A 25,440-nucleotide genomic window follows, 5' to 3' on the forward strand; every position below is an offset into this window, starting at 1 on the left:
CCGGTGGGTCGATGAAAAAGTATCCGGCCAGCGTTCAGACTGCCCAGCGGATATCGCGTGCATGCACGGTTTGTGTGTGAAGCGATGGTTCGTCGGTTGCGCGTGTCTTCATCACACGCTGCAACACGCGCTCTTCGATCTGCGCAAACGCCGCCGTCGCCCGTTCACGCGGCCGCGCGAGCGGCACGGCTTGATCGAGCGCGATCCTGCCCTCCTCGATCAGCAGAATGCGATCGGCAAGCGCGACGGCTTCCTGCACGTCGTGCGTGACGAGCAGCGCCGTGAAACGATGCTCGCGCCACAGCCGTTCGATCAGCGCGTGCATTTCGATACGCGTCAACGCATCGAGCGCGCCGAGCGGTTCGTCGAGCAGCAGCAGTTGCGGCCGATGCACGAGCGCGCGCGCCAGCGCGACGCGCTGCCGCTGGCCGCCCGATAACTGCGCGGGCCAGTCGTTCGCGCGTTCGAGCAAGCCGACTTCGTCGAGCACCGCGCGCGCCTTGTCCCGCGATGAACGGCCGAGTCCTAGCATCACGTTTTGCAGCACCGTCTTCCACGGCAGCAGACGCGCGTCCTGAAACATGATCCGCGTGTCGAAGGGCTGCGAGCCGTCGGCGTGTTTGTCGAGCGTGCCCGAGGTCGGCGCTTCGAGACCCGCGATCAACCGCAGCAACGTCGACTTGCCGCAGCCGCTGCGCCCGACGATCGACACGAAACTGCCGCGCTCGATCGACAGATCGAAGTCCGCAAGCACCGCGCGCTCGCCGTAGCGCTTGCCGACGCCGCGCAGTTCGACCGAAATATCCTGCTTTTCACGCGCGATCTCGCGCAGCGCGGGTGCTTGCGTCGATGCAAGCTCGTGCGTGCCCTGCTGCCGGCGTTCGGCTTCGATATCCACGCCCGTCATCCCGCCCATCAATACGGACAATGTGCTCGTACTCATGCCTTCGTTCCTCGTTGATACGCGGGATGCCAGCGCAGCGACACGCGCTCCAGGCCTTTCGCGAGCATGTCGGCGAGCTTGCCGAGCGCCGCGTACAACAGAATCCCGACCACCACCACATCCGTTTGCAGAAACTCGCGCGCGTTCATCGTCATGTAGCCGATGCCCGATTGCGCGGAGATCGTTTCCGCGACGATCAGCGTGACCCACATCAGCCCGAAGGCGAAGCGCACGCCGACGAGAATCGACGGCAGCGCGCCCGGCAGGATCACGTCGCGATACAGCGCGAAGCCCTTCACGCCGTAGCTGCGCGCCATTTCGATCAGGTTGGCGTCGACGGAACGGATGCCGTGATACGTGTTCACGTAGATAGGGAAGAACACGCCGAGCGACACCAGAAACACCTTCGCTTCTTCCTCGATGCCGAACCAGAGGATCACGAGCGGGATCATCGCGAGCGCGGGGATGTTGCGGATCATCTGCACGGTGGTGTCGAGTGCGATATCGACGGGTCGGAACAGACCTGTCGCAAGGCCGAGCACGAAGCCGATGCCACCGCCAATCGCGAAGCCGGACACCGCGCGCCACGTGCTGACCTTCACGTCCGCCCACATTTCGCCCGACTCGATCAGCGACCACGCGGCCTTCACGACGGCGAGCGGCTCGGGCAGCACACGCGTCGACAGCACGCCGCTGCGCGCGGCGACTTCCCACGCGAGCAGGATCACGAGCGGCACGATCCACGGCGCGAACCTGAGCGCGAACGGCCCGAGATTCAGGCGCACGAGACTCACACTCGCAGCACGGTTGCCAGAAACAGTCGACATAAACCAGCACTCCTTTCATCAAGCGATGCGTCGTTGCGCATCGCCTATGGACAACGATCAGCTTTGCGACGCCTTCGGCGCATAGTTGTTGCCGACGATCTCGCCGAACGGCCCAGACAGCGGAAGGTTTCCGCTCACCGCCGCGCGCTGCCGCCCCGGCAGCAGAGGGAACACGAGTTCGGCAAAGCGGTACGACTCTTCGAGATGCGGATAGCCGGACAGGATGAACGTTTCGATGCCGAGATCCGCGTATTCCTGCATGCGCGCCGCGACCTGCTCCGGACTGCCGACGAGCGCCGTACCCGCGCCGCCGCGCACGAGCCCTACGCCTGCCCACAGGTTCGGATACACCTCCAGCTCCTTGCGCGAACCGCGCTTGCCGCCGTGCAACGCGGCCATGCGCCGCTGGCCTTCGGAATCCATCTTCGAAAACGACGCCTGCGCGCGCGCAACCGTGTCGTCGTCGAGCTTGCTGATGAGCTTGTCGGCGGCAGCCCACGCTTCGTCTTCCGTTTCGCGCACGATCACATGCAGACGAATCCCGAACTTGATCTTGCGGCCGTGCTGCGCGGCGCGCGCACGGATGTCGGCGATCTTCTTCGCCACCGCTTCGGGCGGCTCGCCCCACGTCAGATACGTGTCGATGTGCTCGCCCGCCATCTCGTGCGCCGCCGGCGACGAGCCGCCGAACCACAGCGGCGGATGCGGATCCTGCACGGGCGGATACAGCACCTTGCCGCCCTTCGACGTCAGATGCTTGCCGATGAAATCGAAGCTCTCGCCCTGATGTGCGCTCGTCAGCAGGCCGCGCCAGATGCGCAGGAATTCGTCGGTGATTTCGTAGCGCGTGTCGTGATCGACGAACAGGCCGTCGCCTTCGAGTTCGGCGGCATCGCCGCCCGTCACGACGTTGATCAGCAGACGCCCGCCCGACAGGCGGTCGAAGGTCGACGCCATGCGCGCCGACAGTCCCGGCGACGAGATCCCCGGACGGATCGCAACGAGGAACTTCAGGCGCTTCGTGGCGGGAATCAGGCTCGACGCGACGACCCATGCGTCTTCGCACGAGCGGCCCGTCGGCAGCAGCACGCCCTCGTAGCCGAGCGTATCGGCTGCGACGGCGATCTGCCGGAAGTAGTCATAGTCGGCTGCGCGCGCGCCTTGCGAGGTGCCGAGATAGCGGCTGTCGCCGTGAGTCGGAATGAACCAGAACACATTCATCTGCAGTTCCTGCCTTGTTCGTCTGATGTCTGAGGGATGACGCGACGCGTTGCGTGCAGTTGCATGCGACAGGCGTGAGTGCGCCCTGCCGCGCACGCGCAGCGCATCGAAAACGGATGATTGAAGAAGACCGCGTTCAGCGGCGACAGCGAGGCGGCCTGCCCGGCAGGCCGGAATCGCGCGCCGCGGACGGCGCAGCCGGGCGAGCGCGAATGGGCATCGGATGGGACATCGCGACGGGTTCTCTCAAGTGAATCGATCTGATCGGCGCACGCAGCGCGCGGTATTCAATGTGCGCGATGCGTGTCGGGCGGCGGCGCCTTGCATGTGCTTCCCGCACACGCTTCATGCGTGCTGCGCCGTCTGCATGGGAAAACAGTCTATGGACCGCGCTCTGTCTTTTGAACGATTTTTTTGAGCTTAGGTTTTCCACTTTCGTGCTTTACCTGACGCTGCAGCATACGCCGCGCGAGCGAACCGTCCGCCAGCGCACCTGATCCGCTCCGCGCCGCCGATATAATGGCGCTCGTTCCGATCAACCTGCGCGGGCGTTGCGCAAAGTCAATGACGCCCGGCGACCGTCGCTGTCAAGCATGCAAAAAATCATCCTGCCGTTCGTGTCTGGCTTTCTGGCGTCGCTGTTCTTTCACGAGTCGACCCTCGCGCTCCTGCACGCCGCCGGACTCATCGACCCGACAGGGTTCTCGACCGCGCCGTTCGTGCCCGTCGGGCTGCCGGAGTTCATCGCCAACGCGATCTGGAGTTCGGTGTGGGGCGTGCTGATGGCGTGGCTGCTGCGCGTGTCGCCTGAGCGCCACGCGCCGTGGGTTCAGGCGTTCGTATTCGGCGGCATCGTACTGACGGCGGCGAGCGTGTTCGTCGTCGATCCCCTGCGCGGCATCTGGCCGACGGGCAACATGCTGCCGCGCCTTGCGCTCGGCTTCGCGTCGAATGCGATGTGGGGCTGGGGCGCGCTCGTGTTCATGCGCGCCTTCATGACGAGCGACGACTGAGGCCGCGCCCGCCCGTTTCTTCTTCTCTTGCTTCAGCCCTGCAGGTCACGCAACGGATGCTCGTTCGCGGGCCACGGGCTGTCGAACATCTTCTCGACGTCCGCGCGCGTCACGTCCTCGATGCGCGCAAAGCGCCACTGCGGCTTGTTGTCCTTGTCGATGATGCGCGCGCGGATGCCTTCCGGCGCGTCGCCGCGTTCGAACGACGAGCGCGTCAAGTCCAGATCACGGCGCAGGCATTCGGCCATCGTGCCTTCGGCGCGCGTCACCACTTCCAGCGCAACGGCCATCGACAGCGGCGAGCGCTCGCGCAGCACGGCGCCCGTTTGCTCGGCCCAGTCGGCGTAGGTGCAATCGCCTTCCCGATCGAGCGACTGGATGATCTGCACGAGGTCCGGCAACGCGAAGTGCCGGTCGATCGACGTGCGAGCGTCGGCGAGCGGCGACGTATCGGGCGTCGGCACGATCTTGTGCGATTGCGCTTCGTGCAGCACGGCGGCGACGACGTCGGCACCCTGCTCGAATGACTGCGTTTTCAGGCGGTCGATCAGCGCGGGAATCGCTTCATCGGGCAGCCACGCGTCGGCAAGACCGGCGTAGAGCGCGTCGGCGGGGCCGATCGTCTCGCCCGTCACAGCGAGATAGCGGCCGATCGCGCCCGGCGTGCGCGCAAGAAACCAGCCCGCGCCGACATCGGGGAACAGGCCGATGCGTGTTTCCGGCATCGCCATGCGGGTCGTCGATGTCACGACGCGCAAGCCGCCCGTGCGATGCGCGCCTTGCGAAATGCCCATGCCGCCACCCATCACGATGCCGTTCATGAAGGCGATATACGGCTTCGTATAGGTGAAGATGGCGTGGTCGAGCCGGTATTCGTCGATGAAGAACGTGTCCACGGCATCGCCGTCGCCGCGGCGGAACGACTCGTACAGGTAACGGATGTCGCCGCCCGCGCAGAAGGCGCGCTCACTCGTGCTGCGCACCACGACAGCCAGCACGTCGGGATCTTCGCGCCATTGGTCGAGTGCCGCGTGCATCGCGCGCATCATGTCCAGTGACAGCGCGTTGAGCGCCTTCGGCCGGTTCAGTTCGATGAAGCCAATGCGATTGGCGACATAGGCGATCAGCTCGTCGGAGCCGCGGGACGATTCGGGTATCGACATGGTGTGTGCGTGAAGCGGTTGAATGGGCATGCGACGCAAAAGGTAGCACGCGTATCGGACTTCTTCAGTGAAACCGGCAGGCTTGGACGCGCCGGCGTGGGCTCATGCGGCCTTTGGTTTCGATGATGCGACGCGCCGCGGCTTTGACGGCTTGTCGACGTGCTGCGTCTGATCGGGCGCAGCGCCCTCGCCTGTCGTTTCGCCGTTGTTCGCCGCTGTTGTCGCGTCGCCCGCTCCGAACCACGCGACGAGCGCGGCGTCCACCACGGCGTCGAGCGGCGCGCGCGGAAACACGGGGCAAGTCAGATGCAATGCGACGATGCCGTGCATCGTCGCCCAGAACGCCTCGGCGCATACCTGGCTGTCGGGCGCACCGGGCAGACGGCCGTCTGCCTTGAGCGCGTCGATCGATTCGATCATCAGACGGAAGGCTTTGTCGTCTGCATGGTCCGCGTCGTCTCCCCCATCAGTGTTCGCCTCGCCAACGAGCGCCGCGCCCGTATACGACGGGTCTTCCATGAAAATCAGCCGATACGTTTCCGGATGCGCGACGCCGAACGCGACATACGCGCGGCCGATCGCCTTGAGCCGGTCGGCGGCATCCTCGATGGCTATCAACGGCTCGAAACTGGCGAGCAGTTGCGCGTAGCCCTCCGCGCACAGCGCGCGCGCAATCGCATCGCGGCTTTCGAAATGCAAATACAGCGTGGCGGGCGAGTATTCGATCGCGTCGGCGATCTTGCGCATCGACAGCGCGCCAAAGCCCTCGCGCATGACGATGCGCCGCGCGGCATCGAGGATGCGCGTGCGCAGTTCCAGTTTCTGACGAGTCTTTCTTTCGGCGATTCCCATGACAGCGATTTTCCGGTTGACAAACTGAAAAGTCAATTTAAACTGAACATCGTTCAATGAACAGTGTTCAGTATATTTCTCGCGCTCAGTTTCAACTGACGGAACGCTGGCGCGGTCGACGGGAGATGTCATGGAAAACGCAGCACAGATCGGGCTGTTCGGCGCGGCGGGCGCCGCCGGACGCAGCATCGCCCACGCGCTCAGCACGGCGGGCCGAAGCTATCGGGTGATCGGACGCGGGCGGCAGGCGCTACAGGCGTCGTTCGGTCATGATCCGCTCGCGGAAGTCTTCACGTGGAATCCCGACGATCCCGCCTCGATCGCCGCCGCGGCATCTGGCTTGCAGACTGCGGTGTATCTGGTCGGCGTGCCGTATCACCAGTTCGAGCAGCATCCCTTGCTCATGCAAAAGACGCTCGACGGACTGCGTGCAGCCGGCGTGCAGCGCCTGGTCCTGATTGGCACCGTTTATCCATATGGGCGCGCGCGCAACATGCCCGTCACCGAGTCGCATCCGCGCGAGCCGCATACGTTCAAAGGCAAGATGCGGCTCGCGCAGGAAAATCTCGTGATCGACGCGCATGGCCACGACGGGCTCGAAACGCTCGTGCTGCGCCTGCCGGACTTCTATGGTCCGGGCGTCGAGCGCAGCCTGCTGCATGGCGTCTTCGAAGGCGCGGCGCAAGGTACGCGCGCGCAGATGATCGGCCCGATCGACGTGCCGCATGAATTCGTGTTCATGCCCGATGTGGGGCCTGTTGTCGAACGCCTTTCACGCACGCCTGAAGCGTTTGGCCGCGTGCTGCATCTGGCGGGCGCGGGCACCATCACGCAGCGCGACATCGCAGAACGCGCCTACGCGCTCGCGCAGCGCGAACCGAAACGGATGGTGGCGAACAAGACGATGCTGCGCATCATGGGTCTCTTCGACCCGCTGCTGCGCGAAATGGTCGAAATGCATTACCTGCTGACGGACCCCGTCGTCCTCGACGACTCGGCGCTGACCAGGTTGATTGGTCCCGTCGGAAAGACATCGTATGAAGCGGGCATTGCGCAGTCGCTGACGGCTGCGCAGCGTGCGGTGCGGCAGGCTGGTGGCGCGCAGGCGGCGTGACGGCGCCGCCCCGCAAACGCTTCATGCCGCTCAGCTGCTCGCGAGATTGCCCGGCGGGAAGTGGCCGCTCTTGAGCAAAACGGGCGTGCCGTTGCTGATCAGCAGATGTTCGCGCGCGACGGCTTCGATACGCTCGCGGCCGGCATCGAATGCGCGACGCCAGGCGTCGGTGTCGTTCCCATCGGCGCCGAAATGATCTTCGAGCGCTTCGACGGAAATCGCGCACGGCACCCGTTCACCGTCGACCAGCGCCGGAAACACCAGCGTCAGATTGAAGTCGCGGTAGGCGGGCGCGTCCGCGGGAAAACGAATCTCCATGGTGACCTCATCGGGAAAATCCGGCGTTCCAGGCGAGTGCCGCACAGGTGCGCGAGAACCGGCATGCGGACGACTGGCCCAATCAGCGGGCTTTATGGTACCCGTTGCGGCATGCGGCGGTCCAGCGTCGGGTATGGCGCGTTTTGCCGGGGCCGCTTCGCTGCCGTGAGGCACGCGTTTCGCCGATGCTGCGCATGAGCGCCAGGAATCACTCAACGTCGAGCAGCCGGTCGACATACGCGCGGCCCGCTTTCTCGACGAAGAGCAGCGCTTCGTCTTCCGTCGCGAAGCGATGCTCGTCGCCGATTTCGATCAGCGTTTCTATCCGGTGCGGATCGTCGGGCCCGCGCTCCGACAGACTGACCGATCCGACGTACAGCCCTTCCCGCTCGCCCGCGCGCCGCGCCTGCTCGTGCGGCGGCACGAGCCGCGCCGATGCGCTGATGTAATAGCCCCGATAAGGGCCGCTCACCCGCTCTGCCATGTTCGCCTCTCGTTAGCTGTTGTTGCAAGTCATCGGATTGACAGCACGCGGCACGCCACGTGCGATACATGGTAAGTCATCGCGCCGCGCGATAAGTTCTGTGTGGCCACGCCAACAGGCGCTCACGGGCGCGCCGCCTGCAATTTCCGGACGAGGACCGACGATATGGGAAAATATTGGCTTCGAGAGCGCGAGATCCCCGAACCGGACGCGGCCAACGCGTGGTTCGCATACGCGGAAAGTCACGGCATCGATATTCCGAAGGCGATCAGCATCTGGGAAGATGCGGCCACGGAAGAAGGCGCCGAAAGCCGGCGCGTCGTCGGCCAGGCGAACATCCGTATCGATCTGTCCGAAATGGGACACCCAAGCCTCCGGCCGCAATCCTGAGGCGTCGCCGTCCCGTCGAGCCTCGAGGCCCGCATCACGTTCGATGTGCGGCGCGCCAGCGATAGTTCGTCGCCCACATCGGGTTGACGTCGCTGGCGGCTCCTGTTTCACCGCGCTCGCGTCACAGCCTATTTCTGGAAGGAAACACAATGAAGTCGATCGAACGGCGCGCGCGCCACCCTCTTGTCTCCCACGCGATTCGTGCTGCGGCGCTGCCGCTTGCCGCACTCGCGATTGCGAGCCTTGGCGCATGCGCGTCGTCGAACGAAACCAAGCTGATCAATCTGCCCAACGGCGAAACCGGCTTCGCGGTCAGCTGCAGCGGCGCCGACGCGAGTTCGAGCTGGGCATCGTGCTATGTGCTGGCGGGCAAGGCGTGCGGCGCGACGGGTTACGACATCGTCTCGAAGGACAACGACGATGGCGGCCTGGCAGGCGGCAGCGTCACGAACGTGGTGTCGGCGAGCGTGAAGAACCGTTCGATGGTGATTCGCTGCAAGTGATTCGCTAGCAGTCAACGCCGCGCGGCGTCAGTGCGCCTGCATCTTCGAAAACAGGTTGAGCACCACGACGCCCGCGACGATCAGGCTCAAGCCCGCGACAGCCGCCATATCCGGCACCTGTCGGTACATCACGATCGCGACCAATGTGATCAGCACGATCCCGACGCCGGACCAGATCGCATACACGATGCCGACGGGCAGGCTCTTCAGCGTCAGCGACAGGCAGTAGAAGGAAATGCCGTAGCCGAGCAGCACGACGAGCGCGGGCACGAGACGCGTGAAGCCTTCCGACGCGCGCAGCGCCGAGGTCGCGATCACTTCGGCGACGATGGCGATGCCGAGCAAGGCATAGGGCGGCACGCGCATGCGTCAGGCCTTCGCAAGCGCGAGCTTGCTGTAGTCGTGGCCGAGTTGCGCGCACAGCGCCTCGACGACGAGCTCGTGATCCGAGCGCTGCGGCAGCCCCGATACCGTCACCGATCCGATCACACCCGCGCCCTTCACGGTCAGCGGAAACGCGCCGCCATGCGAGGCGTAGTCGGCCACGGGAAGGCTGTGCTTGTCGGCGAGCGTCCCGTTCGACTCCTGCAGCTTCAGCCCGATCGCGTACGAACTGCGGCGGAAATGCGCGACCGTGTTGCCCTTGCGGCGCGCCCAGTTGACGTTGTCCGGCGTCGCGCCTTCCAGCAGCGAGAAGAACATGGGCTGGCCGAAAGTGCGGATATCGATGGCGATCGCAAGGCCGCGCGCTTTCGCGACCTCATGCAGATACGCGCCGAGTTGCCATGTGATGTCGGCATCGAAGTGATGAAAGACAAGCGAGTGTTCCTGCGCAGCGATCGACTGCAAATCGTGAGCGATGTCCATGGCGTGTCGAGAGAGCGTTGATGGATGCGAGCCACACGCGTTACGAAGTCTCGTGCGGCGTCGAAGAACGGCGATTCTAGCGCACGTGTTGTGCGCTACGTGGCCATGCTCTCACAGTCGCGACGGACATTCGATGCGCCTTCGATGCACTTGTCGCCGCGAGCAAGATCACCGTCGCTTTCTGCACTTTCATGTCGATTCTTAAAAACTGATTGCATTGAGCATGCGGTTGCCCTATAATTTTTTCTTCGACGGACGCGGGGTGGAGCAGTCTGGCAGCTCGTCGGGCTCATAACCCGAAGGTCGTAGGTTCAAATCCTACCCCCGCAACCAAACAAGCAAAGGGTTACAACGCGTTGGCGTGTAGCCCTTTTTGCTTTTTGGGGTCCGTTTAAGTCTCAACGTAACCGCTGAAGGTCAATCGGTGACGCTGTTGAGTCGTTTTGCGCTCCTCGCGGAATTCACGCGGCGCGCGAGCCGGCCCACTGTATCGCGAGTAAATTCTATTGGCTCATGCCTGTCTAGGCTATCTTCACGCCCTGCTTCTGACCAACGGCCACGTATCCGTCCTCCAACGTCTGCTCGCTGCGAACAGACTTCATCCGCCAGATGCTTCGGTTCCCGATGCTGCGTCTAGGGCCGTCCTGCAGCGTCGTATACGTACCCGCGTACCGAGCGTCCCCCGCTGCTGCGCGTCGGCGGTGAGTCTGTCGTCGATGTCATACATGCGCCGGACTGTGTTGTACGCGATGCGCGCCTAGTCAGTTGCCCCCTGCCCCTGTGGTTATATGCGTACTCGCCCCGGCAAATACATGTGATACGCCGTGCCCGCACTCAAATTATCGCGGATCTTGCGGCCGTATAAGGCTGCTACGTTGCCTGCCTCGTCGGACCGGGGAAACACCTCGCTGCCATCGAAGCGCTCATGCCCGCTCTCGCGGCTCACGCCCACGCCTTGCAAGCGCGTGCGGATCGCCTCACCCGCTTCGCGGTTCCATTGCGGCACCCACATCCCGAGCGTGCGATTCGCGCAACCGAGTTTGAAGTGATCGCTGTCGATCACGGCCGACTTGTGATTACCACCGCCGAATTAGACGAGCAAAGGCCGCTCTTGCGGCCATTTTTTTCGTAACATGCAATCCTACAGTCCGGGCTGCTGATATAACCAACCCTCATCCTCTATAAATTTCTTGACTTTTGCATTCTTTTTTGGATCCTTAAACGTCACATAGGCACACTTAAGCGATTTCAGCTTTTTTAGCACAAAGAAATCGTCCACTTCAACATTCTCCAGATCTGTCATAAGCAAATTCTCCAACTCGTCCGCCTGCTCCAAAGAACCCACGCTTTCAAGTGCACTCGCACCGATAAATTGCAATGTTTTAAGTTTTTTGGGATTTTTAGTCATACACATGTTACGCATGCTCTTAACGTACCGAAAGGTGAGCGACGAGATATTTGGCAACTCCGAAATGAATGCAAAATTTCCTTGGTCCTTACATTTCTCCAAATCAATCTCAACGAGATTTGGCGTCTTGTCGACCAATAAACGGGAATTCGAAAGTAATTGACCCACTCTTAATTTATTAATATTTTCATTTCGAAACAGACCATTCAGATCAAGGCGAGCGACTGCAAGTGTTTGCAATTTTTTACACTTATTAATAACTTCCAATTGCTTTTTATTCACTCCCAGTTCAAATTCCAGTTCTACGAGATTACTAAACTTCTCAATCACACCAAGATCAATTTTCTTATCAAAATAGCCTCGCAATCTCAATCTGGTGATATCCCGCACCTTCGAGAGCTGTTCAATACTTTGAACAGGAAGCGTTAATACGGCGTTCATGGAAATGTCGCCTGCCCAACATAAAACCTGGAATATATCCAAGCCCACTAACGTGGTTTCGCTGGATTGCTCTCGCCCATCGATAGACAACACAATCGGCACTTGACTGTAGGCAAGCCGCGAATTCAGTGCGTTGAGAATATTAATAGACGCACCAAATCGTTCTATTTTTACGGAAATATTCGAGAGAGGTAAATTCCTAATCTCATCAATCGCTAACTTATCGAGTCTTAGCTGCATTTGCACACTTCCTTCCTTTATAGTGGGAAGCCACCCTCTCATCAATCACATCTTGATAGTTCACCCCAAACTCGGCCATCAACCATTCTTCGCCTCTCTGTCTTCTCCAGACTTTTTTCTTGTTGTCCATATTTACAGGACGCCGCACATTTGTCATCAAGTGAGCTAGATCGCTTTCTTTCATTCTTTCATAAACTATCTGCTCGACACCTTGCGCGACATCGGTATTTGGAATGCCCGTTAAAATGTCTGTAGCGACCGAACCGTTTTTATATCTCGTTTTCGCGTTTTGCTTTGCCTTTCCTACATATACCTCGTTGTCTCTAAGGTAAACAGTTGACAGCCCATAAGGGTCTGCCCATCCGAACAGATTGGGTGCAAATTGGTACGGATTAATACCGCCGTTCAGCCCAATGGGATCATGACTGATGAAGTAGCCAGTATCCGGATCAAAGTACCGATGCCGGTTATAGCTCAGGCCAGATTCGGCGTCATGGTACTGCCCCTGCAACCTCACCGGCTGATCGATCAGACACGTCTCAACATGATCAACCTTCCCCGTCACACCATAGTGCGCCTCCCACACGATCCGTCCGTCGCCCGCATGCAATCTGACCGGCGCGCCATTCGGATCGTTCTGGTAATAGTACAGCCCGGCTTCACCATCCACCACGCTCGCATCGCCTGACCGCGCCACGACCTGCATCGCCAGCGGCTCGAAGCTGTCGGGATGATAGACATAAAACCGCCCCGCATCCGCCGCGATGGAGGCCTGGTCCGCTCCGTCCGCCCCGCGCCTCAGCTCGCCAGCAAACACGTCGCCATCCCACAGGAACCACGTGCGCGCCCCCTGCTGTCCATGCCTGACACCTTCGACGCGTCGCCTCACCTCCGCAGCCGTTTTCCCTACCCGCCGCCCGAGTGCGTCGTACAGATACCGCCAGCACTCATTGTGCGTATTCTCGAAGCACGCAAGCCTTCCGAACTCGTCCCACTCCAGCCGTTGCACTCCGGTCGCACGGCTCTGCCGCTCGACGAGTTGTCCCGCCACATCCATTCGCCACAGTTCGCCATCTTCGTGCTGCAACACACGGCCCTGTCCATCCTTATGGGCCCGAAAGCGGTCGCCATGCAGGTCATAGACGAAGTGACGCAAACGCCCGGCCGGATCCGTATGCTCGACGATCCGGCCGAGCGGATCATAGCGATACCGATCCTCCCCGAGCCGGCTGTCCGACCGCATCACCAGATTGCCGCTGGCGTCGTAGGTGTAACCGGTATGTTCGTCGCGATGATCCGCGCGCATCGTGACGTGCTCGCTCAGCCGTCCTGCGCGGTCGTACTCGTAGCGGTGGCCAAGGGCAGCACTACAGCGCGTATTGGTAAGCCGCCCCGCCATATCTCGCGTGAAGCGTATTGGCTCGTGCCCGTCTATCTGCACACGCTGCACCTGACCAACCGCGTCGTACCCATACACCAGCGTCTGCTGCAAACAGACTTCATCCACCAGATGCTTCAGTTCGCGACGCTGCGTCTGAAGCCGCCCTGCATCGTCGTACACGTACTCCAGCGTCCCGAGCGTCTCCGATTGCTGCTGCGCCTCGGCGGTGAGTCTGCCGTCGACGTCGTACACGCGCCGAACCGTGCTGCACGCGTTGCGCGCCTCGGTTAGTTGCCCTCTGCGGTTATACGCGTACCGCTCTTCCTGTCCGCCTTCCCGTTCGACACGCCGACGCGTAATGCGCCCCATCGCATCGCAAGTGACTGACAGTGCATGGCCGAGTGGATCGATGGTGCGGATCAGATGACCGGCGGGATCGTACCCGTATCGACGGGACTGCCCGTAGTAGTCGATTTCTTCAGTCAGTCGCCCGGCCGCATCGCGCTTCAGATGCCACGTCTGACCAAGCGGATTCGTCACACCCGTCAGATGCTCTTCGGTGTCATAGTGATAGCGTGTAACGCCACCGTCCGGATCGATGCGGCTCGCCAGCTGCCCCTGCCCGTAGTAGCCAAATGCCGTCGTGTGACCCGACTCGTCCTGATACCGGATCAGGTTGTCTTCAGCATCGAATTCGCAGCGCACGTGGCGTCCGCCGGGAAGTTCGCAAGCCACCAGCCGGTCTTTTGCGTCCCACCTGTATGCCGTCGGCTCTTCGCCCGGCGCCTTCCGCCAGATCAGATTGCCTCGTGCGTCGTGCGAAAACGCGGTCGTGCGACCCAGTGCATCCGTCAGGCTCGACAGATGCCCCAGCGCGTCGTAGGCCAGCATCGTCGATTGACCGGCGGGATCAGTCACCTGCGCAAGCTGGCCCTGCGCGTCATAGTCAAACGCGGTCGCGATGCCCGACGGCGTCAACTGCTTCAGCAGATTGCCCCGGGCATCCCACGCCTGTTGCCATACGCCGCCTTCAGGGTCGGTAATGGCGACGGGCCGATGATCGCTGTCGTAGCGCGTGCGCACTACGCTTCGATCCGGCAACGTATGCGCGAGCAAGTTGCCGTATTCGTCGTACTCCCACGTCGTCGTGTTGCCCGCCGGGTCCACCTCCGCACTCGTGCGTCCCTGCCCGTCGTACTGGTAGCTGCGCACGCCGCCCAGTCCGTCGATACGCGCCACCGGCCACTGCTGGTCGTTGTACTGCAGCACCGTCACATGGCCAAGCGAGTCGGTAAAGCGCGTCTCCAGATGTTCGGGGTCGTATGTGAAGCGATAGTCGTAGAGGCCGCCATCACCCCACGCTCGTTCGACACGCCATACACCATCCTCATGCAATCGATGCCGGTACCAGAATGACAGCCCATTGCGGTCCGTATGCCGGACCATCTGCTGCGCATCGCCATATTCGAATCTATACGGCACGTCCAGCGCGTCGAGGACCGAGACCAGCGCACCTGACCTGTCCTGCCGATACCGAACCAGCGGATGAGTCCCCCCTTGCGCATTACGCAGGATGACCCTGCCGATGCATCCCTCCACGTCGCCAGCAAAACACTGAACGGCACGTCCGGTGGGCGCATCGCCGGACCATTCGATGAACTGCAGCACTGGCCCGCCTCGTGTGTTCTGTGCATCGCGTACCATCCGCCAACCGTTGCCGTTCAGATCGGACATCTGCGTCAGCTTCACGACCAAGGGTTTGCGTTGCCCAAGCGGTGGCACCTCGTCGCGCCAATGTTCCGGCAGTGCAAACGAATATTCGATGCCGGCGCGGGCACGTATTATCAGTATGCAATCCTGAATATATAGCGCATGGCCATGCTGGCGATCGTAGCGACGCTCTCCCCAGCCGGATGCGACGGGAAACTCATCAAACGCCGTCGCGTGGTCCGGGAAATAGACGGCTGCGCCAAACTGCCCGCCGTCCCGCACCAGTTCGACGCGGATATCGGCCGGACTCTGCCAACCGCGACCGGGAGCGCCAATAAACGTATCGTGGCTCGCGTAGTAGCGATCCCATGTCAAGGGCAATCGTCCATCGATGACGAAATCGTTCTGCTGGACAACCACTTCACCCGTAATCGAGTTAACCGGCTCCGCGTCGAAGATCACGCACTTGATATAGCCTGATGGGAACTTGTCGAACAGCTTCTTCGCCAGCTTCGACCCACGAAATGCCTTGAACAACGCGGCGACCACCGCCATCATGTTCATCACGGGCGGCCCACCAACCAGAACGGGATTGCCTGCCGGAATAGGCAGCAACACAGACGTGGGCAACGACGGGTATGTGCGATCCGTATGCGCGCTGTTGTGCCCCATCGGTTCCATACCCACGAACCAGCAACTGAGCGCGGGCAACGCCAGGAACGATAGCGGATCGTTGTTGGCCAGTACCGTACGGCTGCCCATGAACGACTCGGAGTCCTGCGATGGCCCTGTCGCGTCAGTACCCGCAAACCCCGCGCCCAACGGAAAGTGCAGACCCGGGACGTGGTAAGTATGCGTGCCTGCAGTCGCGCGCATGAAACCATTGATGAAAATGGGCCGTCCACCTCCGCCATTTCCGACATTGCCGCCGAGCGCATCGGTTACGTTCTGCGATAGCTCATTGACGGCGTGCATGGCGCTCATGCCTGCCTTCACGACGCTGCTGTTCATCACATCGTTCACGGCACCCGTTGCCGACTTGACGACGCTGCTGTTCGCGATCTTGTCGACTTCGTCCTGATGTTTCTCCAGAAACGCTGTCGCCTGTTCTTCGACGAAGCTGAACACGATGCTGCCGATTACCGCTTTTGCCGCACTGATGTATTCCTGTAAATCCAGCACGAAACCCACGTGCGGATGTGGAATGGGAATTGGCGCCGGTGACGGCGGAATGGTCACCTCGTGTACATCGATACCCACGACGGGCGTGAGGTGCGTCGCTGCAAGCATTGTCACGACGCCTCCCCGTCACCGGCGTCATCGACAAGTTGCCGCGAAACATCCTGCGCCGCCAGAGGCTTGATGGCCTCGGCCCAGTTGTCGCCGTATAGGTGCTTCAGGCGAGGAACAAGTTCCTCGCGCCGCTTATGTGACTTCTCGAAGAAGCCGGTCTGGTTGAGCATCCACGCCGTCACCCGTTGCAGATTGCTGTTCGCACGCAATGCAGGCTCGATCCAGTGCCCCGCGTCCAGCGCCGTGAAACCCGCGTCGAGTGCCTCTTGGTGACGGCCTGCCTTCTCGAGGCACCAGCCCTGCATGCGCCGGGCTTCGACTGCAAGAATGCCGTCCCGCTCCGCCGCTGCATGCGAAGCGGCCACGTCATAGCACCGAACGGCATCCATGTACCGGCCACGTATAAGATGCACACTCGCTTCGCCAAACAGACCGTTTACGATCAGCTTGTTCCCCGCTGCATGCCCTTGCTCCAATGCCTGCTGACCACGCTGCGTGGCCTCTTCGTAAGCAGCCAACGCCTCGTCATGAGATTGCCATTTCAGATAAGCGGCGCCCGCGAGCAGATGAACAACAGCGCTTTGATCAGGCCATTTTTGACCGGCCGTCACTTCCAGTGCTGCACGGCGCAGACTTTCGAGTCGCTTGGGATCATCGTGCGCCAGTGCCTCGGACAGTTCGACAAACAGTCGTCTGAACTGTCCCGAAGGACCACGCTCGCCAGATTGAGCAACCAACTCGCGCGACACCGACCGCATCTGATACCGCCCATGAATCACGCGGACGCGATCAGGCTGGCGTCCTTGCAACCATGCAAGCGGATCCGTCGCCGCACCGTACTGCACGATCCGGATTCGATCGGAACCCCAAGCCTGCTGACTCATGTCGTCTAGCAACAGGTCGAGCCAGCGCTCGAACTCCCGGTTCTTCGACACGATCCCCGGCGCGAGTATCAACACGACGCCGGGGAAAATGTCCGGATGATGAGCTATCAGACTTCCTGTCAGCATCAGCAGATACTGCGTCGATGTCTCACTGCCGCGCAGTGGCGGCGTCCAGTCCGCCGTCACGCCGCGTGCTGCGGAACCCTCTCTGCGGTTTTCATAGAAACGGGCGAGTTCCTGCGCCAGTGCGTCCGCGTATTGCGCGGCGCCCTCGAACGGGGACACCAGACGAATAACAGCGCAAGACAGTTCTTCCTGACTCTGAAAATACGCTTTGACAAGTTCAAGGTCGGCCGCATCGGTGCGCCAGTAAAGCAGGCGAGCGTGCTGGTCCTTTGCGAAGCGCAGCCAGTCTTCGTGAGCAGCCATCAGGCGACGCTCGACCGGATTTGTCGGTTGCCAGTTCTGCATCGATCAGTCGCCTTCAGGGGTTCAGTTTGAGGACGGCCCCCTGGACCGTATGCTCGCCCGTCGCGCTGCTCGTCACGGTCGAACCGTTTACGGCGTGAGTCGACGAGCCCGTCGACGTGACATTCACGCCCGTGATATTGATGTTGCCGGCAGCGTCCATGACGATCTGCGAGTTGCCGCATACGAGGCTGATCTTCGTCGTGGAGGTCAATACGACATCGCCGGTGACGTGCACTTCCTGCCCGCTACCTACCTGAATTAACTGGTGTCCCGTTACCTTCACGGTGTGAGTGGTCAGCAGATTCGAAGTCTTCGCCAGATGAACCGTTTCCGTGCTCGTCTGTGCGATTTCCTCTTCCCGGAAACCCGTGACCTTTAGCGTGTCGTTGCCGCCGACAATGCGGTCCCGATCTGATTTGACTTCGTAGCGCTGTTTGCCCGTGATCGTGGTCTTCTGATCTGCGCCGACTTCGACGGTGTCGTTCAGCTTGACTGAGCGCTCGCGGTTTGCATTAAGCGTGATGGTCTCGTTGCCTGTCACCGTTTCAGTTCGGGTTCCGGCCACGCTCGTGGTTTCGTTGCCACCTACCGACTTGGTGCGGTTTGCCATGACCGAGTGCGATTCATCGTTCTCGACTTCGGTGCGCATGTCCTTTTCGGCTTGCAGCCACAGTTCCTCGGAGCCTGGCTTGTCCTCGAAGCGGATCGCATTCGCGTTACCTGCACCACCCTTCAGCGAGCGTGACAGCAGTCCACTCTGCGTCGCATTGCCCGGCAGATCCCACGGCGGCATCGTCGCAGCGTTGTACAACCGCCCGACCACGATCGGTCGGTCGGGGTCGCCGTTCTCGAAGTCCACGATCACTTCCGTGCCCACGCGCGGAATATTGACCCCACCGAATCCACCGCCCGCCCACGGATACGACACGCGTATCCAGCACGACGCATTCTGGTCTTTCACCCCCGAGCGGTCCCAATGGAAACCCAGCTTCACACGGCCATACTGGTCCGTCCAGATTTCCTGGCCCGCCGGGCCGGTGACGATCGCCGTCTGCGGCCCGCTCGTGCGCGGCTTCGGATAGCGCGTACGCGATGGACGAAACACCGTCGTTGCCGGTTGCACCACGAACGCACTGCTGATCGTGTATTCGCCCGAACCGCTCGCCGCACCGATCTCCGTGGCCGAGAACCACGCGCTGATCACCAGGTATTCCCGGTTTGCCGGCCGATGCGGATAGCCCTCCAGCCGGAACGTCGTGCCGCACACCACGTCGCGCACCTGGCCGCTGCCCGAGGCGCGCTCACCATGCGCACGCACTTCTTCCATCCGCAGCCGCGCGAACTGTTCACCATGCTCCCGTTCCGTGTAATCCCCCGGCCACTCGTAGCGCTCGAAATCGTTATGCGCCGTCTCCTGCGGCAGTTCGTTCTGCGCGATCAACCCGGCCATCGGCTTCTTGAAGTCGTAATCGTTCGTTGTCCAGCGACCCGACTGCAGCGCACCGCTCATATCGAACGCGTCGATGTATTCCTGATCGATCCTGTGACCCGGCGGGTAATACCACAGCGTCTGGTAGGCAGTGCTCTCGACCGGCCTGTGCGCGCCGAGGTGATCGACGAGCACCATCCGGTGAAACGTGCCCGAATGCTCGAAGAACCAGTAGATGCCGTGCTCGGCCATCAGCCGCTGGATAAAGTAAAAATCCGTTTCCCCATACTGCACCTGATAGTCGAGCACGGGATACGAACCGCTCAGCCGCAGGTCGTACGAGTACATGTACTTGCCGAACACGTCCTCGATGATCTCCACCACCGTCTTGCGCTGGAATATGCGGTAGTCCGACGTCTGGTCGGCCAGCCAGATCCACGGCCTGAGCGCGAGCTCGTAGTTGCTCTGCCGGTCGGACTGGCTCACATAGCGTGCTTCCGTCACGATGCCGCTGATCTCGCGCGTGCCCGCGCCGATGTTGGACGCACCCGCCATCCCCTGCATGCCCGCAACGAAGGTGCCCATCCCTTCGAGCTGGATCGTGACCGTCAGCTCCTTGCCGATCATCTGTTTCAGATCGAGGTTGGCGGCCTCCGACTCCGGCATCTCCAGCGGCGTGCGGCACGACAACGTGTACGCGTAGATCGCCGACAACGCTTCCTCGCCCGCTACGCCCGTCAGTTCGAGCGCCGGTTCTCCCAGTGGCGATATGGGCAACGCGGGACCGCTCATCGTGAGAGTGCGGCCCTCATACAATATAAGCATGACTAAATTTCCTCACGACATTTCTTGCACTCACACCAATATGATGGACGATATTTTTGGCGCATCTACTGAAAGTAGGACCGTCAAGTTCGGACAAAACCCGACAGCGTCAGTAAGAGACGGCAGATATTTCCTGACCTTGTCTCAATCCTGCTACCCATCGGAAAATCGGTTCTGACAGACAATCGATACGATGCCAAACCGATCAAACAGTCCGTTATACGAACAACCTAATTTACTTAACGGCGAAAACCTAACCTATGCAATAGCGTCGACAAAATTTGATGAAATCCAGATAACGTTCATTGACTTCACTCTGCTCAGGTTTGCACGGGGACTACATACGCAATACGACTTCTGTGTGCGACGACGAGTCGACCCTGGCTCACAGTCGATGGATACGAATTCAGGCTTTTCGCCTCATTCCAGACCGAATCCTTCATCGCCTTCGATTAACACGCCGCCGTGGCTCGTTATATCGCCTACGCGCGCGACGCTCCTGCCGCTGAATGCGACGGACGGCGCGCCACTCACGATGACCGCCCCGCAACTGATCGTGTCCCCAACACCCGCCGCGACTCTGCCATTGACGAGCAAGCCGGTCGAGGCACTAGTTACAGCACCTTCTCCGTGTTCAGGACATTGATGACGATGACCGAGAAGAACGATATGACGCATTGGCATCTCTACTTAATTTGCATGGTGCCGCGAAATCTGCATGATCCATCGGGATATCAGGCACGTGTCGCAGGCGTGGAGAATCGGGGAGCAACGCTCAGGTGACGTGATCCAGTGATGACGCAGTCCTCGACTCGACATCCATCGCTTCAGGCCATTTCACTTTCGGCGCCAGCAGGCGTGCCAGATTCATCGTCGGTTCGTTGTTCCAGTCGCGTGGCTTCCGCTTCGATGGCGGCAATGCCTGCGGACCCTGTTGCATATAGGTGCAGACGTAAGCCCATGCCGCTTCGCCTCCAGCTTTAGCGCCAAGCTGGAACCGGTCGATCACTTCGTTCGTGCCGGGTTTGACGACCGAGAGCACCACACCCGCCTTGACGATATAGCCACCGTTCGCTGTCGCGCCACGCTGACGCCACGCTTCGGCACGGATATCGTCCCAGTCGTATGAGACTGTCCACACCGGCCAGCGCACAAAGGGGTTCCACCAGATTGCCTTGAACTCGTAGGCGTAGACCTTGCGACGTGCTCGATTGAAGCGAAGCGGTAAGTCGCGGGGTGGAGATATGTCCATTCGTACTCCGACACTCCCTCCCCAAACTCCAATCATCAAGACAAAAGCAGTTAGCAGAAGAAGACCGAGTGGCATCGGATTGGCGTCGTCAAACGTTAGGAATGCAAGCCAGATCATTCCAAAAGGGGCCAGGAACATGAGAGGAGCTATCCAAACGAGAAGACCGCGAAAATCGAGATAGGCGCGTGATAGCTCCACAAAAATATTGTCGACGTGGTTTGGCACGTTTGAGAACAGTCCGGGTGTCGCATGAGGCCGATCGTTCGGCCCGGGTAAATCACGTTCCCATCCTTGTGCCGGGGGATTCAGCAGCGGCTGCATGTCCGCCATCACAGACTCTCCTGAACTGTTAGTTCCGCAAAACCGTATTCATCCATCCGGTCCGGGTAGTACTTCACATGCACCGACGCAATCTCAATGTCATTGCCGCCTTCCTCCCCGCTGTTGAGAACAATCGCGCCGCTGATCACCTGAGGCGCGTCCTTCGTAAATACCGCGGGCGAAAGCGTCGCAGTGTCGTAATCTGCCTTGCCTTTCGGAGCCGGTTGCGAACTGCCCAGCGCCGATGTGTGCTCCTGTCGTGCCACCAGCACCTGGGTTCCGCCTCCATGTCGGGTCACGCCAAGAGTAAATGCGTACGCTGATGTCGCCGGGTTGTAGTCCGGAAGCACAATGCGGTAGGTCAGCGTATGTCCAAGATCGAATGCCATTCCATCCGCAGCCAGCGCCGCCATACCCGTCATTGGCCGCAGTGAAGCTTCGAAGCCCAGGTCCACACTCATCCCCAGCAACACTGCGTTGAGCGCCGCAATGGCCTCGTCCGCATCTTTCACACCGGTCCATGCAACCGACCCGCCCTTGTGATCGCCAAAGTAGCAGCGGCGCGCCCACATCTCCATTGGTGTCGACTCAGCGCTTTTGGCCCATTGCACAACTCCGTACGCAGCGAGACCGAGAATTAGGGCCACGCCGAGCGGGCCAAAAAGCATCGCTTCTGGCGCCATTGCCCCTGCTACGCCGAATATTCCAGCACCGAGCGAAAGCACGGCGGCACCGCTGTATGCATACATGGCACTTCCATCCCCCTGCCCAAACGCCCGCCCCGCCATAAACGCATCCTGCGACGCATCCACAAAACTCGACGCCGCCGCAATCACACCCGCGCGCTTCGCCAAGAACTCACCAACCGCCACCGCGCGCTCCAGCGCGCCAGCCGCCGCCGCTCCTGTCGCCAGTGGCTGCGCACTCTTTGCCAGCACCTGGGTGGCCACGCCCGTCAGTTCCACCGTCGATCCCAGCACCCCCACCGACGCCGACCATACCCCGATCAACGTCTCCGTATAGGCCGCCCCGACGGTCGTCTTCAATGTAGCGATATTGGTCTGCAGACTATCCCACTGTCCGTATAGCGACAGGTACGCCAGCAGCGCATCCTTGCCCCCAGCCGCCAGCCGCAGATTCCTCACCGTCCCGCTGGCGAACTGGTATGCCGTGCGCGAGCCCATCTCGATACCCTTCAATACCCTGATCGCTCCCGGTTCCAGCGTCTCCACGCCCACCACCAGCCGGCCGAACGCGGTGTACATTTCCTGCGATGCGCTGCCCTGCACCTGCAGCAGCCGCTTCTTTACCGACTCCGCGCTCTCCAGCGCCCACAGCGTGACGGTGATCGTCCGGTTCCTCACCGCGGCATTGGGCAACGAAATCATGCCGCCGAGAATCAGCGCGCGTACCTTCCTGCCGGACTGTGCCATCCCCTCGTGCAACTGATCGCTCAGCAGCTGAACGTACTCCGACACCGTCAGCTGGACGGTGACGCGCGTCACGTGCTGGCGCTGGTAAAGCCACGCCACACCCATGTTCAGATGCTTCTGCGCGTGCTTCACCCCATCGCCAACGTGAGCATGAAGACTGCCGACGGCACTGTTCACCGCCATCACGAGCACGCCCACCGACTGCCGCAATGCCGGCTGCATATACGCCTCGCCGGCGTCGTTACTTGTCAGCACCGCCTTGAGCGCTTCGTATAGCTTGCTCGAGTCGTTCAGACTCAGCTTGTTCTGGTCATCGAAGCTCGGCGCCAGCCCCGCGAGGAAGTTGGTGTTCTTCGCAAGCAACGCCTTATACGGCGGGCTGTTTTTATCGTTAAGCCATTTGTTCCACAGAATCCGCGTCGGCCCCGTCAGCGGTGGAGTCTGGTCCTTCTTTTTCGGATCGATCGGCTCAGGCACCTCGCTCGACCCGCCTGCCAGGCACAACGACATCATGTGGGTGTATGCGCAGCCTGAACCCGACTTCACGTTATCGCCGTCGTAGTCGTGTTCACACACCTCCAGCCAGCTGGACGATTCACACCACTGCGCCCAGCTCTTTCCGAACCCATCAATGCGCTTCTGGTACGAAGCCATCGTCCTGTCATACTCGTCCTGAAACTTCTTGCGCGCCCCTTCGTTGTAACGTTTTTCGAGCCGACCGTGCATGTCCTTCGTGACGCTCGCGGTCTCCCGCGCGGTAGCGTCCTTGACGTCCACCGATGGCAAAGGTGCCTTGGCTGCGAGATATGGGTTCTCGTTCCAGCGCTGAACACGTTCGGCCTCTGCCTTGACCGTCGATGCCGCCTGCTGCGCAGCCATCTTCGCCTCCTGCCCCTTCAGCCCGAGCAGCGCCCGCGAGGTGAAGTACTGATACCGGCGCATCGGGTCGGACGCCCAGGCCGCGCGCTCCTGCACGGACAGGTTGCGCAGCGAGTTGTACTCCTGCACCGTGCCGATCGGATCGGGTAGCAGCACGACGGGCACACCGTGTTTCAACTGGTACTTCGCGATTCCCGCCGTAACGAACGCCTGCATCGCACCGAGCCGGCGTGCCCGCGAATAAAAGGCGTGCACGCTGTCGAAATCCTGCGTGCCTGGCGCGTACTCCCATACCTGCTTCGCCAGTTGCAGCGTGTCGGTCAGCGCCATCACCACGTCCGTCTTCGCGACGCCCGCCGCCGAAGGATCTGTCTTGAACTGCCCGATGTTGTATGTCGAAAAGCGCGTCATCGGAGCCTTGCCGGCGCGGTAGTCGTCCAACACCTTCTTCGGCCACGCATCATTCGCGAACGCGATCTGCACCACCGAATGGCGGCTGTCGATGTTGATGAACGATGCAGCTACATCGTGGCCTTCGCTGATGCAGGCCTTGGACAGGGACTGGACCGGACCCGCTGGCGGCTGCAACGGATCGAACTGCCGCAACGCGCCTTCGGGCGTCACCTGATATGCCTGCCATACCTTGCGGTCCAGCAGCGCATACACATAGCCCTGGCGTAGCACACGCACATTGTTGTCCCGGAACTGCGCTTCCGTGCCCCGGTTGTACTTCGCACCGATGGCGGGTGTCGGTGCATACCGTAGCGGCAGCACGGGAATACCGGTTCGACCACACGCCTTGCACGTTCCCGGCTGGCATTGCGCAGTCTGCTGCGCGCTCTGGTTGAGTTTCTTAGAATCGGCCACAGGTGTTCCTTACGACAACGTCGCGACGATCTGGGCCCACATGGCGTCGCTGACTGTTTCGAACTGACTTGCAAGAGACGCCTCGCCAGCGGCTGCGCGTGCAATTGCACTACGCACTTGTGGATACGCATCAAGTCGGGGATGGATGAACAGCCGGTGCAGTGCAAATACGAGCTGATCCTCGAAATCAGTCAATCCAAGATCGCCTGCATCCAGCAGTTGCCCGTACGCCCGTGAAGCTGCGTCGGGTGGCAAAAGGCTCGGCCCGCGCCATCGCGCCGGGGTATAGGCAAGTTCATCCGCCTGAGCGGCGCGCCATGCCGCCAGAAGGCGCACCACCCAAGGCGCCCCGACCTGCACCGTCAGGCCGGCTTCCGAAATGCGTTGCGCGTCGGCCCTTGCCTGCGGCAGACGGGTAATCACTCCGCTCGCATTGGGATAGAGCCAGTCCCTTACCGGCCCTCGGAGCACGTTCGCATCCGCGGTGGAGGTCGCAGAAAGCAACTCGAGACGCATGGGCTCGAAGAACGGTATGAACTGGCTGCCGCGCCTGGTTTCAACAACGCATTGCTGCTCGATATATGCAGCGAGCGAGTACGGATGCTCTGCGCTGCTCAGCCACCCGCAGACGTAGCGCCGGTCATATCCCGCTTCCTGCTCCGAGTGACGAATCGATGCGTCGACGAGTTCCACATTCGGTGGCATGCCCGGCGCAGACAACGCGACGAGGCGTGGGCACGAGTTGGGCTCATGCGCCAGATCCGCGCGCGCGACCACCGTCATCACCTCTTCGCCCAGCGACTCCTGAAGGCGCGGTACGCCAATCCTTGCGTATTCGTCATATCCGGCAAGCGGATCGACCAACAGATAGAAGTATTCAGCCCGATCGTGCGCGCCGATCAGCATCTCAC

At 61.1% G+C, this 25,440-nt stretch carries 22 protein-coding genes and 1 tRNA gene; 5 read left to right on the forward strand and 18 right to left on the reverse strand.

Annotated features, from left to right (window positions below; genetic code table 11):
- Positions 1-34: 34 nt before the first annotated feature.
- Genes PPGU16_RS09265 through ssuD form a run of 3 tightly spaced genes read right to left on the reverse strand, consistent with a single transcriptional unit; the run spans position 35 to position 2,991 of the window.
- Entirely contained in the window at positions 35-943 is a 909-nt protein-coding gene (locus tag PPGU16_RS09265; protein ID WP_180719729.1) for an ATP-binding cassette domain-containing protein, read from the reverse strand.
- Positions 940-1,770 carry an aliphatic sulfonate ABC transporter permease SsuC gene (gene ssuC, locus PPGU16_RS09270; RefSeq protein ID WP_180719730.1) on the reverse strand — a complete coding sequence of 277 codons (831 nt, stop codon included), beginning with the start codon at positions 1,768-1,770 and terminating at the stop codon, positions 940-942. The genes PPGU16_RS09265 and ssuC overlap by 4 nt, the downstream gene beginning before the upstream one ends.
- Positions 1,771-1,827: 57 nt before the next feature.
- The gene (gene ssuD, locus PPGU16_RS09275; RefSeq protein ID WP_180719731.1) at positions 1,828-2,991 is read right to left on the reverse strand and encodes an FMNH2-dependent alkanesulfonate monooxygenase; all 1,164 of its coding nucleotides are present in this window, start codon (positions 2,989-2,991) and stop codon (positions 1,828-1,830) included.
- A gap of 593 nt (positions 2,992-3,584) precedes the next feature.
- On the opposite strand from ssuD, the gene PPGU16_RS09280 reads away from it, so the two are divergent.
- The gene (locus tag PPGU16_RS09280) at positions 3,585-4,004 is read left to right on the forward strand and encodes a hypothetical protein (RefSeq protein ID WP_180719732.1); all 420 of its coding nucleotides are present in this window, start codon (positions 3,585-3,587) and stop codon (positions 4,002-4,004) included.
- A 32-nt stretch (positions 4,005-4,036) separates the two neighbouring features.
- Here the strand turns inward: PPGU16_RS09280 and PPGU16_RS09285 are convergent, their stop codons facing one another.
- On the reverse strand, positions 4,037-5,167 hold the full coding sequence (locus tag PPGU16_RS09285) for an enoyl-CoA hydratase/isomerase family protein (RefSeq protein ID WP_180719733.1): 1,131 nt from the start codon (positions 5,165-5,167) through the stop codon (positions 4,037-4,039).
- A 102-nt stretch (positions 5,168-5,269) separates the two neighbouring features.
- Positions 5,270-6,019 (reverse strand): TetR/AcrR family transcriptional regulator, encoded by a 750-nt coding sequence (locus PPGU16_RS09290; protein WP_180719734.1) that lies wholly within the window; start codon positions 6,017-6,019, stop codon positions 5,270-5,272.
- A gap of 130 nt (positions 6,020-6,149) precedes the next feature.
- On the opposite strand from PPGU16_RS09290, the gene PPGU16_RS09295 reads away from it, so the two are divergent.
- Positions 6,150-7,133 (forward strand): NAD-dependent epimerase/dehydratase family protein, encoded by a 984-nt coding sequence (locus PPGU16_RS09295; RefSeq protein ID WP_180719735.1) that lies wholly within the window; start codon positions 6,150-6,152, stop codon positions 7,131-7,133.
- A 30-nt stretch (positions 7,134-7,163) separates the two neighbouring features.
- On the opposite strand, the gene PPGU16_RS09300 is transcribed toward PPGU16_RS09295, so the two are convergent.
- Both PPGU16_RS09300 and PPGU16_RS09305 read right to left on the reverse strand, forming a co-directional pair.
- Positions 7,164-7,451, reverse strand: a complete 288-nt coding sequence (locus tag PPGU16_RS09300; RefSeq protein WP_180719736.1) for a DUF1488 family protein — start codon at positions 7,449-7,451, stop codon at positions 7,164-7,166.
- Positions 7,452-7,659: 208 nt separating this feature from the next.
- On the reverse strand, positions 7,660-7,935 hold the full coding sequence (locus PPGU16_RS09305; RefSeq protein WP_180719737.1) for a hypothetical protein: 276 nt from the start codon (positions 7,933-7,935) through the stop codon (positions 7,660-7,662).
- A 165-nt stretch (positions 7,936-8,100) separates the two neighbouring features.
- Here PPGU16_RS09305 and PPGU16_RS09310 point away from each other — a divergent pair, with 165 nt between their 5' ends.
- Complete coding sequence (locus PPGU16_RS09310) at positions 8,101-8,325, forward strand: hypothetical protein (RefSeq protein ID WP_180719738.1); 225 nt, start codon at positions 8,101-8,103, stop codon at positions 8,323-8,325.
- A 149-nt stretch (positions 8,326-8,474) separates the two neighbouring features.
- Positions 8,475-8,828 carry a hypothetical protein gene (locus tag PPGU16_RS09315; protein WP_036005681.1) on the forward strand — a complete coding sequence of 118 codons (354 nt, stop codon included), beginning with the start codon at positions 8,475-8,477 and terminating at the stop codon, positions 8,826-8,828.
- Positions 8,829-8,855: 27 nt separating this feature from the next.
- Here the strand turns inward: PPGU16_RS09315 and PPGU16_RS09320 are convergent, their stop codons facing one another.
- Both PPGU16_RS09320 and PPGU16_RS09325 read right to left on the reverse strand, forming a co-directional pair.
- Positions 8,856-9,194 carry a DMT family transporter gene (locus PPGU16_RS09320; protein ID WP_180719739.1) on the reverse strand — a complete coding sequence of 113 codons (339 nt, stop codon included), beginning with the start codon at positions 9,192-9,194 and terminating at the stop codon, positions 8,856-8,858.
- Between the two features lie 3 nt (positions 9,195-9,197).
- Positions 9,198-9,695 (reverse strand): heme-degrading domain-containing protein, encoded by a 498-nt coding sequence (locus PPGU16_RS09325; protein ID WP_180719740.1) that lies wholly within the window; start codon positions 9,693-9,695, stop codon positions 9,198-9,200.
- Positions 9,696-9,951: 256 nt separating this feature from the next.
- On the opposite strand from PPGU16_RS09325, the gene PPGU16_RS09330 reads away from it, so the two are divergent.
- A tRNA-Met gene (locus PPGU16_RS09330) sits at positions 9,952-10,028 on the forward strand.
- Positions 10,029-10,479: 451 nt separating this feature from the next.
- On the opposite strand, the gene PPGU16_RS09335 is transcribed toward PPGU16_RS09330, so the two are convergent.
- The 9 genes from PPGU16_RS09335 to PPGU16_RS09375 all read right to left on the reverse strand — a co-directional run bounded on the left by PPGU16_RS09335 (position 10,480) and on the right by PPGU16_RS09375 (position 25,435).
- Positions 10,480-10,758: a hypothetical protein gene (locus tag PPGU16_RS09335; RefSeq protein WP_180719741.1), complete on the reverse strand. Its 279-nt coding sequence runs from the start codon at positions 10,756-10,758 to the stop codon at positions 10,480-10,482.
- Between the two features lie 78 nt (positions 10,759-10,836).
- Positions 10,837-11,784, reverse strand: coding sequence for a hypothetical protein (locus tag PPGU16_RS09340; protein ID WP_180719742.1), 948 nt, complete (start codon positions 11,782-11,784; stop codon positions 10,837-10,839).
- Entirely contained in the window at positions 11,765-15,859 is a 4,095-nt protein-coding gene (locus PPGU16_RS09345; protein ID WP_207795225.1) for an RHS repeat-associated core domain-containing protein, read from the reverse strand. The genes PPGU16_RS09340 and PPGU16_RS09345 overlap by 20 nt, the downstream gene beginning before the upstream one ends.
- 308 nt (positions 15,860-16,167) lie before the next feature.
- Entirely contained in the window at positions 16,168-17,523 is a 1,356-nt protein-coding gene (locus PPGU16_RS09350) for a hypothetical protein (RefSeq protein ID WP_243460520.1), read from the reverse strand.
- A gap of 13 nt (positions 17,524-17,536) precedes the next feature.
- Positions 17,537-19,777, reverse strand: a complete 2,241-nt coding sequence (locus PPGU16_RS09355; RefSeq protein WP_180719744.1) for a type VI secretion system Vgr family protein — start codon at positions 19,775-19,777, stop codon at positions 17,537-17,539.
- Positions 19,778-20,197: 420 nt separating this feature from the next.
- Positions 20,198-20,461: a PAAR domain-containing protein gene (locus PPGU16_RS09360; RefSeq protein WP_345961135.1), complete on the reverse strand. Its 264-nt coding sequence runs from the start codon at positions 20,459-20,461 to the stop codon at positions 20,198-20,200.
- Positions 20,462-20,552: 91 nt separating this feature from the next.
- A complete protein-coding gene (locus PPGU16_RS42640; RefSeq protein ID WP_243460521.1) occupies positions 20,553-21,359 on the reverse strand; it encodes a DUF6708 domain-containing protein in 807 nt (268 codons plus the stop codon).
- Entirely contained in the window at positions 21,359-24,529 is a 3,171-nt protein-coding gene (locus tag PPGU16_RS09370) for a T6SS effector BTH_I2691 family protein (RefSeq protein WP_275944271.1), read from the reverse strand. The genes PPGU16_RS42640 and PPGU16_RS09370 overlap by 1 nt, the downstream gene beginning before the upstream one ends.
- A gap of 9 nt (positions 24,530-24,538) precedes the next feature.
- The gene (locus PPGU16_RS09375) at positions 24,539-25,435 is read right to left on the reverse strand and encodes a hypothetical protein (protein WP_180719747.1); all 897 of its coding nucleotides are present in this window, start codon (positions 25,433-25,435) and stop codon (positions 24,539-24,541) included.
- Positions 25,436-25,440 lie beyond the last annotated feature (5 nt).

This window comes from Paraburkholderia largidicola (genome assembly GCF_013426895.1).
GTDB lineage: Bacteria > Pseudomonadota > Gammaproteobacteria > Burkholderiales > Burkholderiaceae > Paraburkholderia > Paraburkholderia largidicola.

Coding starts and splice junctions, on each gene's coding strand:
- PPGU16_RS09355 (WP_180719744.1), bottom strand. CDS start 19,777: ATGCTTATATTGTATGAGGGCCGCACTCTCACGATGAGCGGTCCCGCG.
- PPGU16_RS09325 (WP_180719740.1), bottom strand. CDS start 9,695: ATGGACATCGCTCACGATTTGCAGTCGATCGCTGCGCAGGAACACTCG.
- PPGU16_RS09350 (WP_243460520.1), bottom strand. CDS start 17,523: ATGCAGAACTGGCAACCGACAAATCCGGTCGAGCGTCGCCTGATGGCT.
- ssuC (WP_180719730.1), bottom strand. CDS start 1,770: ATGTCGACTGTTTCTGGCAACCGTGCTGCGAGTGTGAGTCTCGTGCGC.
- PPGU16_RS09320 (WP_180719739.1), bottom strand. CDS start 9,194: ATGCGCGTGCCGCCCTATGCCTTGCTCGGCATCGCCATCGTCGCCGAA.
- ssuD (WP_180719731.1), bottom strand. CDS start 2,991: ATGAATGTGTTCTGGTTCATTCCGACTCACGGCGACAGCCGCTATCTC.
- PPGU16_RS42640 (WP_243460521.1), bottom strand. CDS start 21,359: ATGGCGGACATGCAGCCGCTGCTGAATCCCCCGGCACAAGGATGGGAA.
- PPGU16_RS09360 (WP_345961135.1), bottom strand. CDS start 20,461: ATGCCAATGCGTCATATCGTTCTTCTCGGTCATCGTCATCAATGTCCT.
- PPGU16_RS09290 (WP_180719734.1), bottom strand. CDS start 6,019: ATGGGAATCGCCGAAAGAAAGACTCGTCAGAAACTGGAACTGCGCACG.
- PPGU16_RS09285 (WP_180719733.1), bottom strand. CDS start 5,167: ATGTCGATACCCGAATCGTCCCGCGGCTCCGACGAGCTGATCGCCTAT.
- PPGU16_RS09375 (WP_180719747.1), bottom strand. CDS start 25,435: ATGCTGATCGGCGCGCACGATCGGGCTGAATACTTCTATCTGTTGGTC.
- PPGU16_RS09300 (WP_180719736.1), bottom strand. CDS start 7,451: ATGGAGATTCGTTTTCCCGCGGACGCGCCCGCCTACCGCGACTTCAAT.
- PPGU16_RS09305 (WP_180719737.1), bottom strand. CDS start 7,935: ATGGCAGAGCGGGTGAGCGGCCCTTATCGGGGCTATTACATCAGCGCA.
- PPGU16_RS09340 (WP_180719742.1), bottom strand. CDS start 11,784: ATGCAGCTAAGACTCGATAAGTTAGCGATTGATGAGATTAGGAATTTA.
- PPGU16_RS09265 (WP_180719729.1), bottom strand. CDS start 943: ATGAGTACGAGCACATTGTCCGTATTGATGGGCGGGATGACGGGCGTG.
- PPGU16_RS09345 (WP_207795225.1), bottom strand. CDS start 15,859: ATGAGCGCCATGCACGCCGTCAATGAGCTATCGCAGAACGTAACCGAT.
- PPGU16_RS09310 (WP_180719738.1), top strand. CDS start 8,101: ATGGGAAAATATTGGCTTCGAGAGCGCGAGATCCCCGAACCGGACGCG.
- PPGU16_RS09280 (WP_180719732.1), top strand. CDS start 3,585: ATGCAAAAAATCATCCTGCCGTTCGTGTCTGGCTTTCTGGCGTCGCTG.
- PPGU16_RS09295 (WP_180719735.1), top strand. CDS start 6,150: ATGGAAAACGCAGCACAGATCGGGCTGTTCGGCGCGGCGGGCGCCGCC.
- PPGU16_RS09315 (WP_036005681.1), top strand. CDS start 8,475: ATGAAGTCGATCGAACGGCGCGCGCGCCACCCTCTTGTCTCCCACGCG.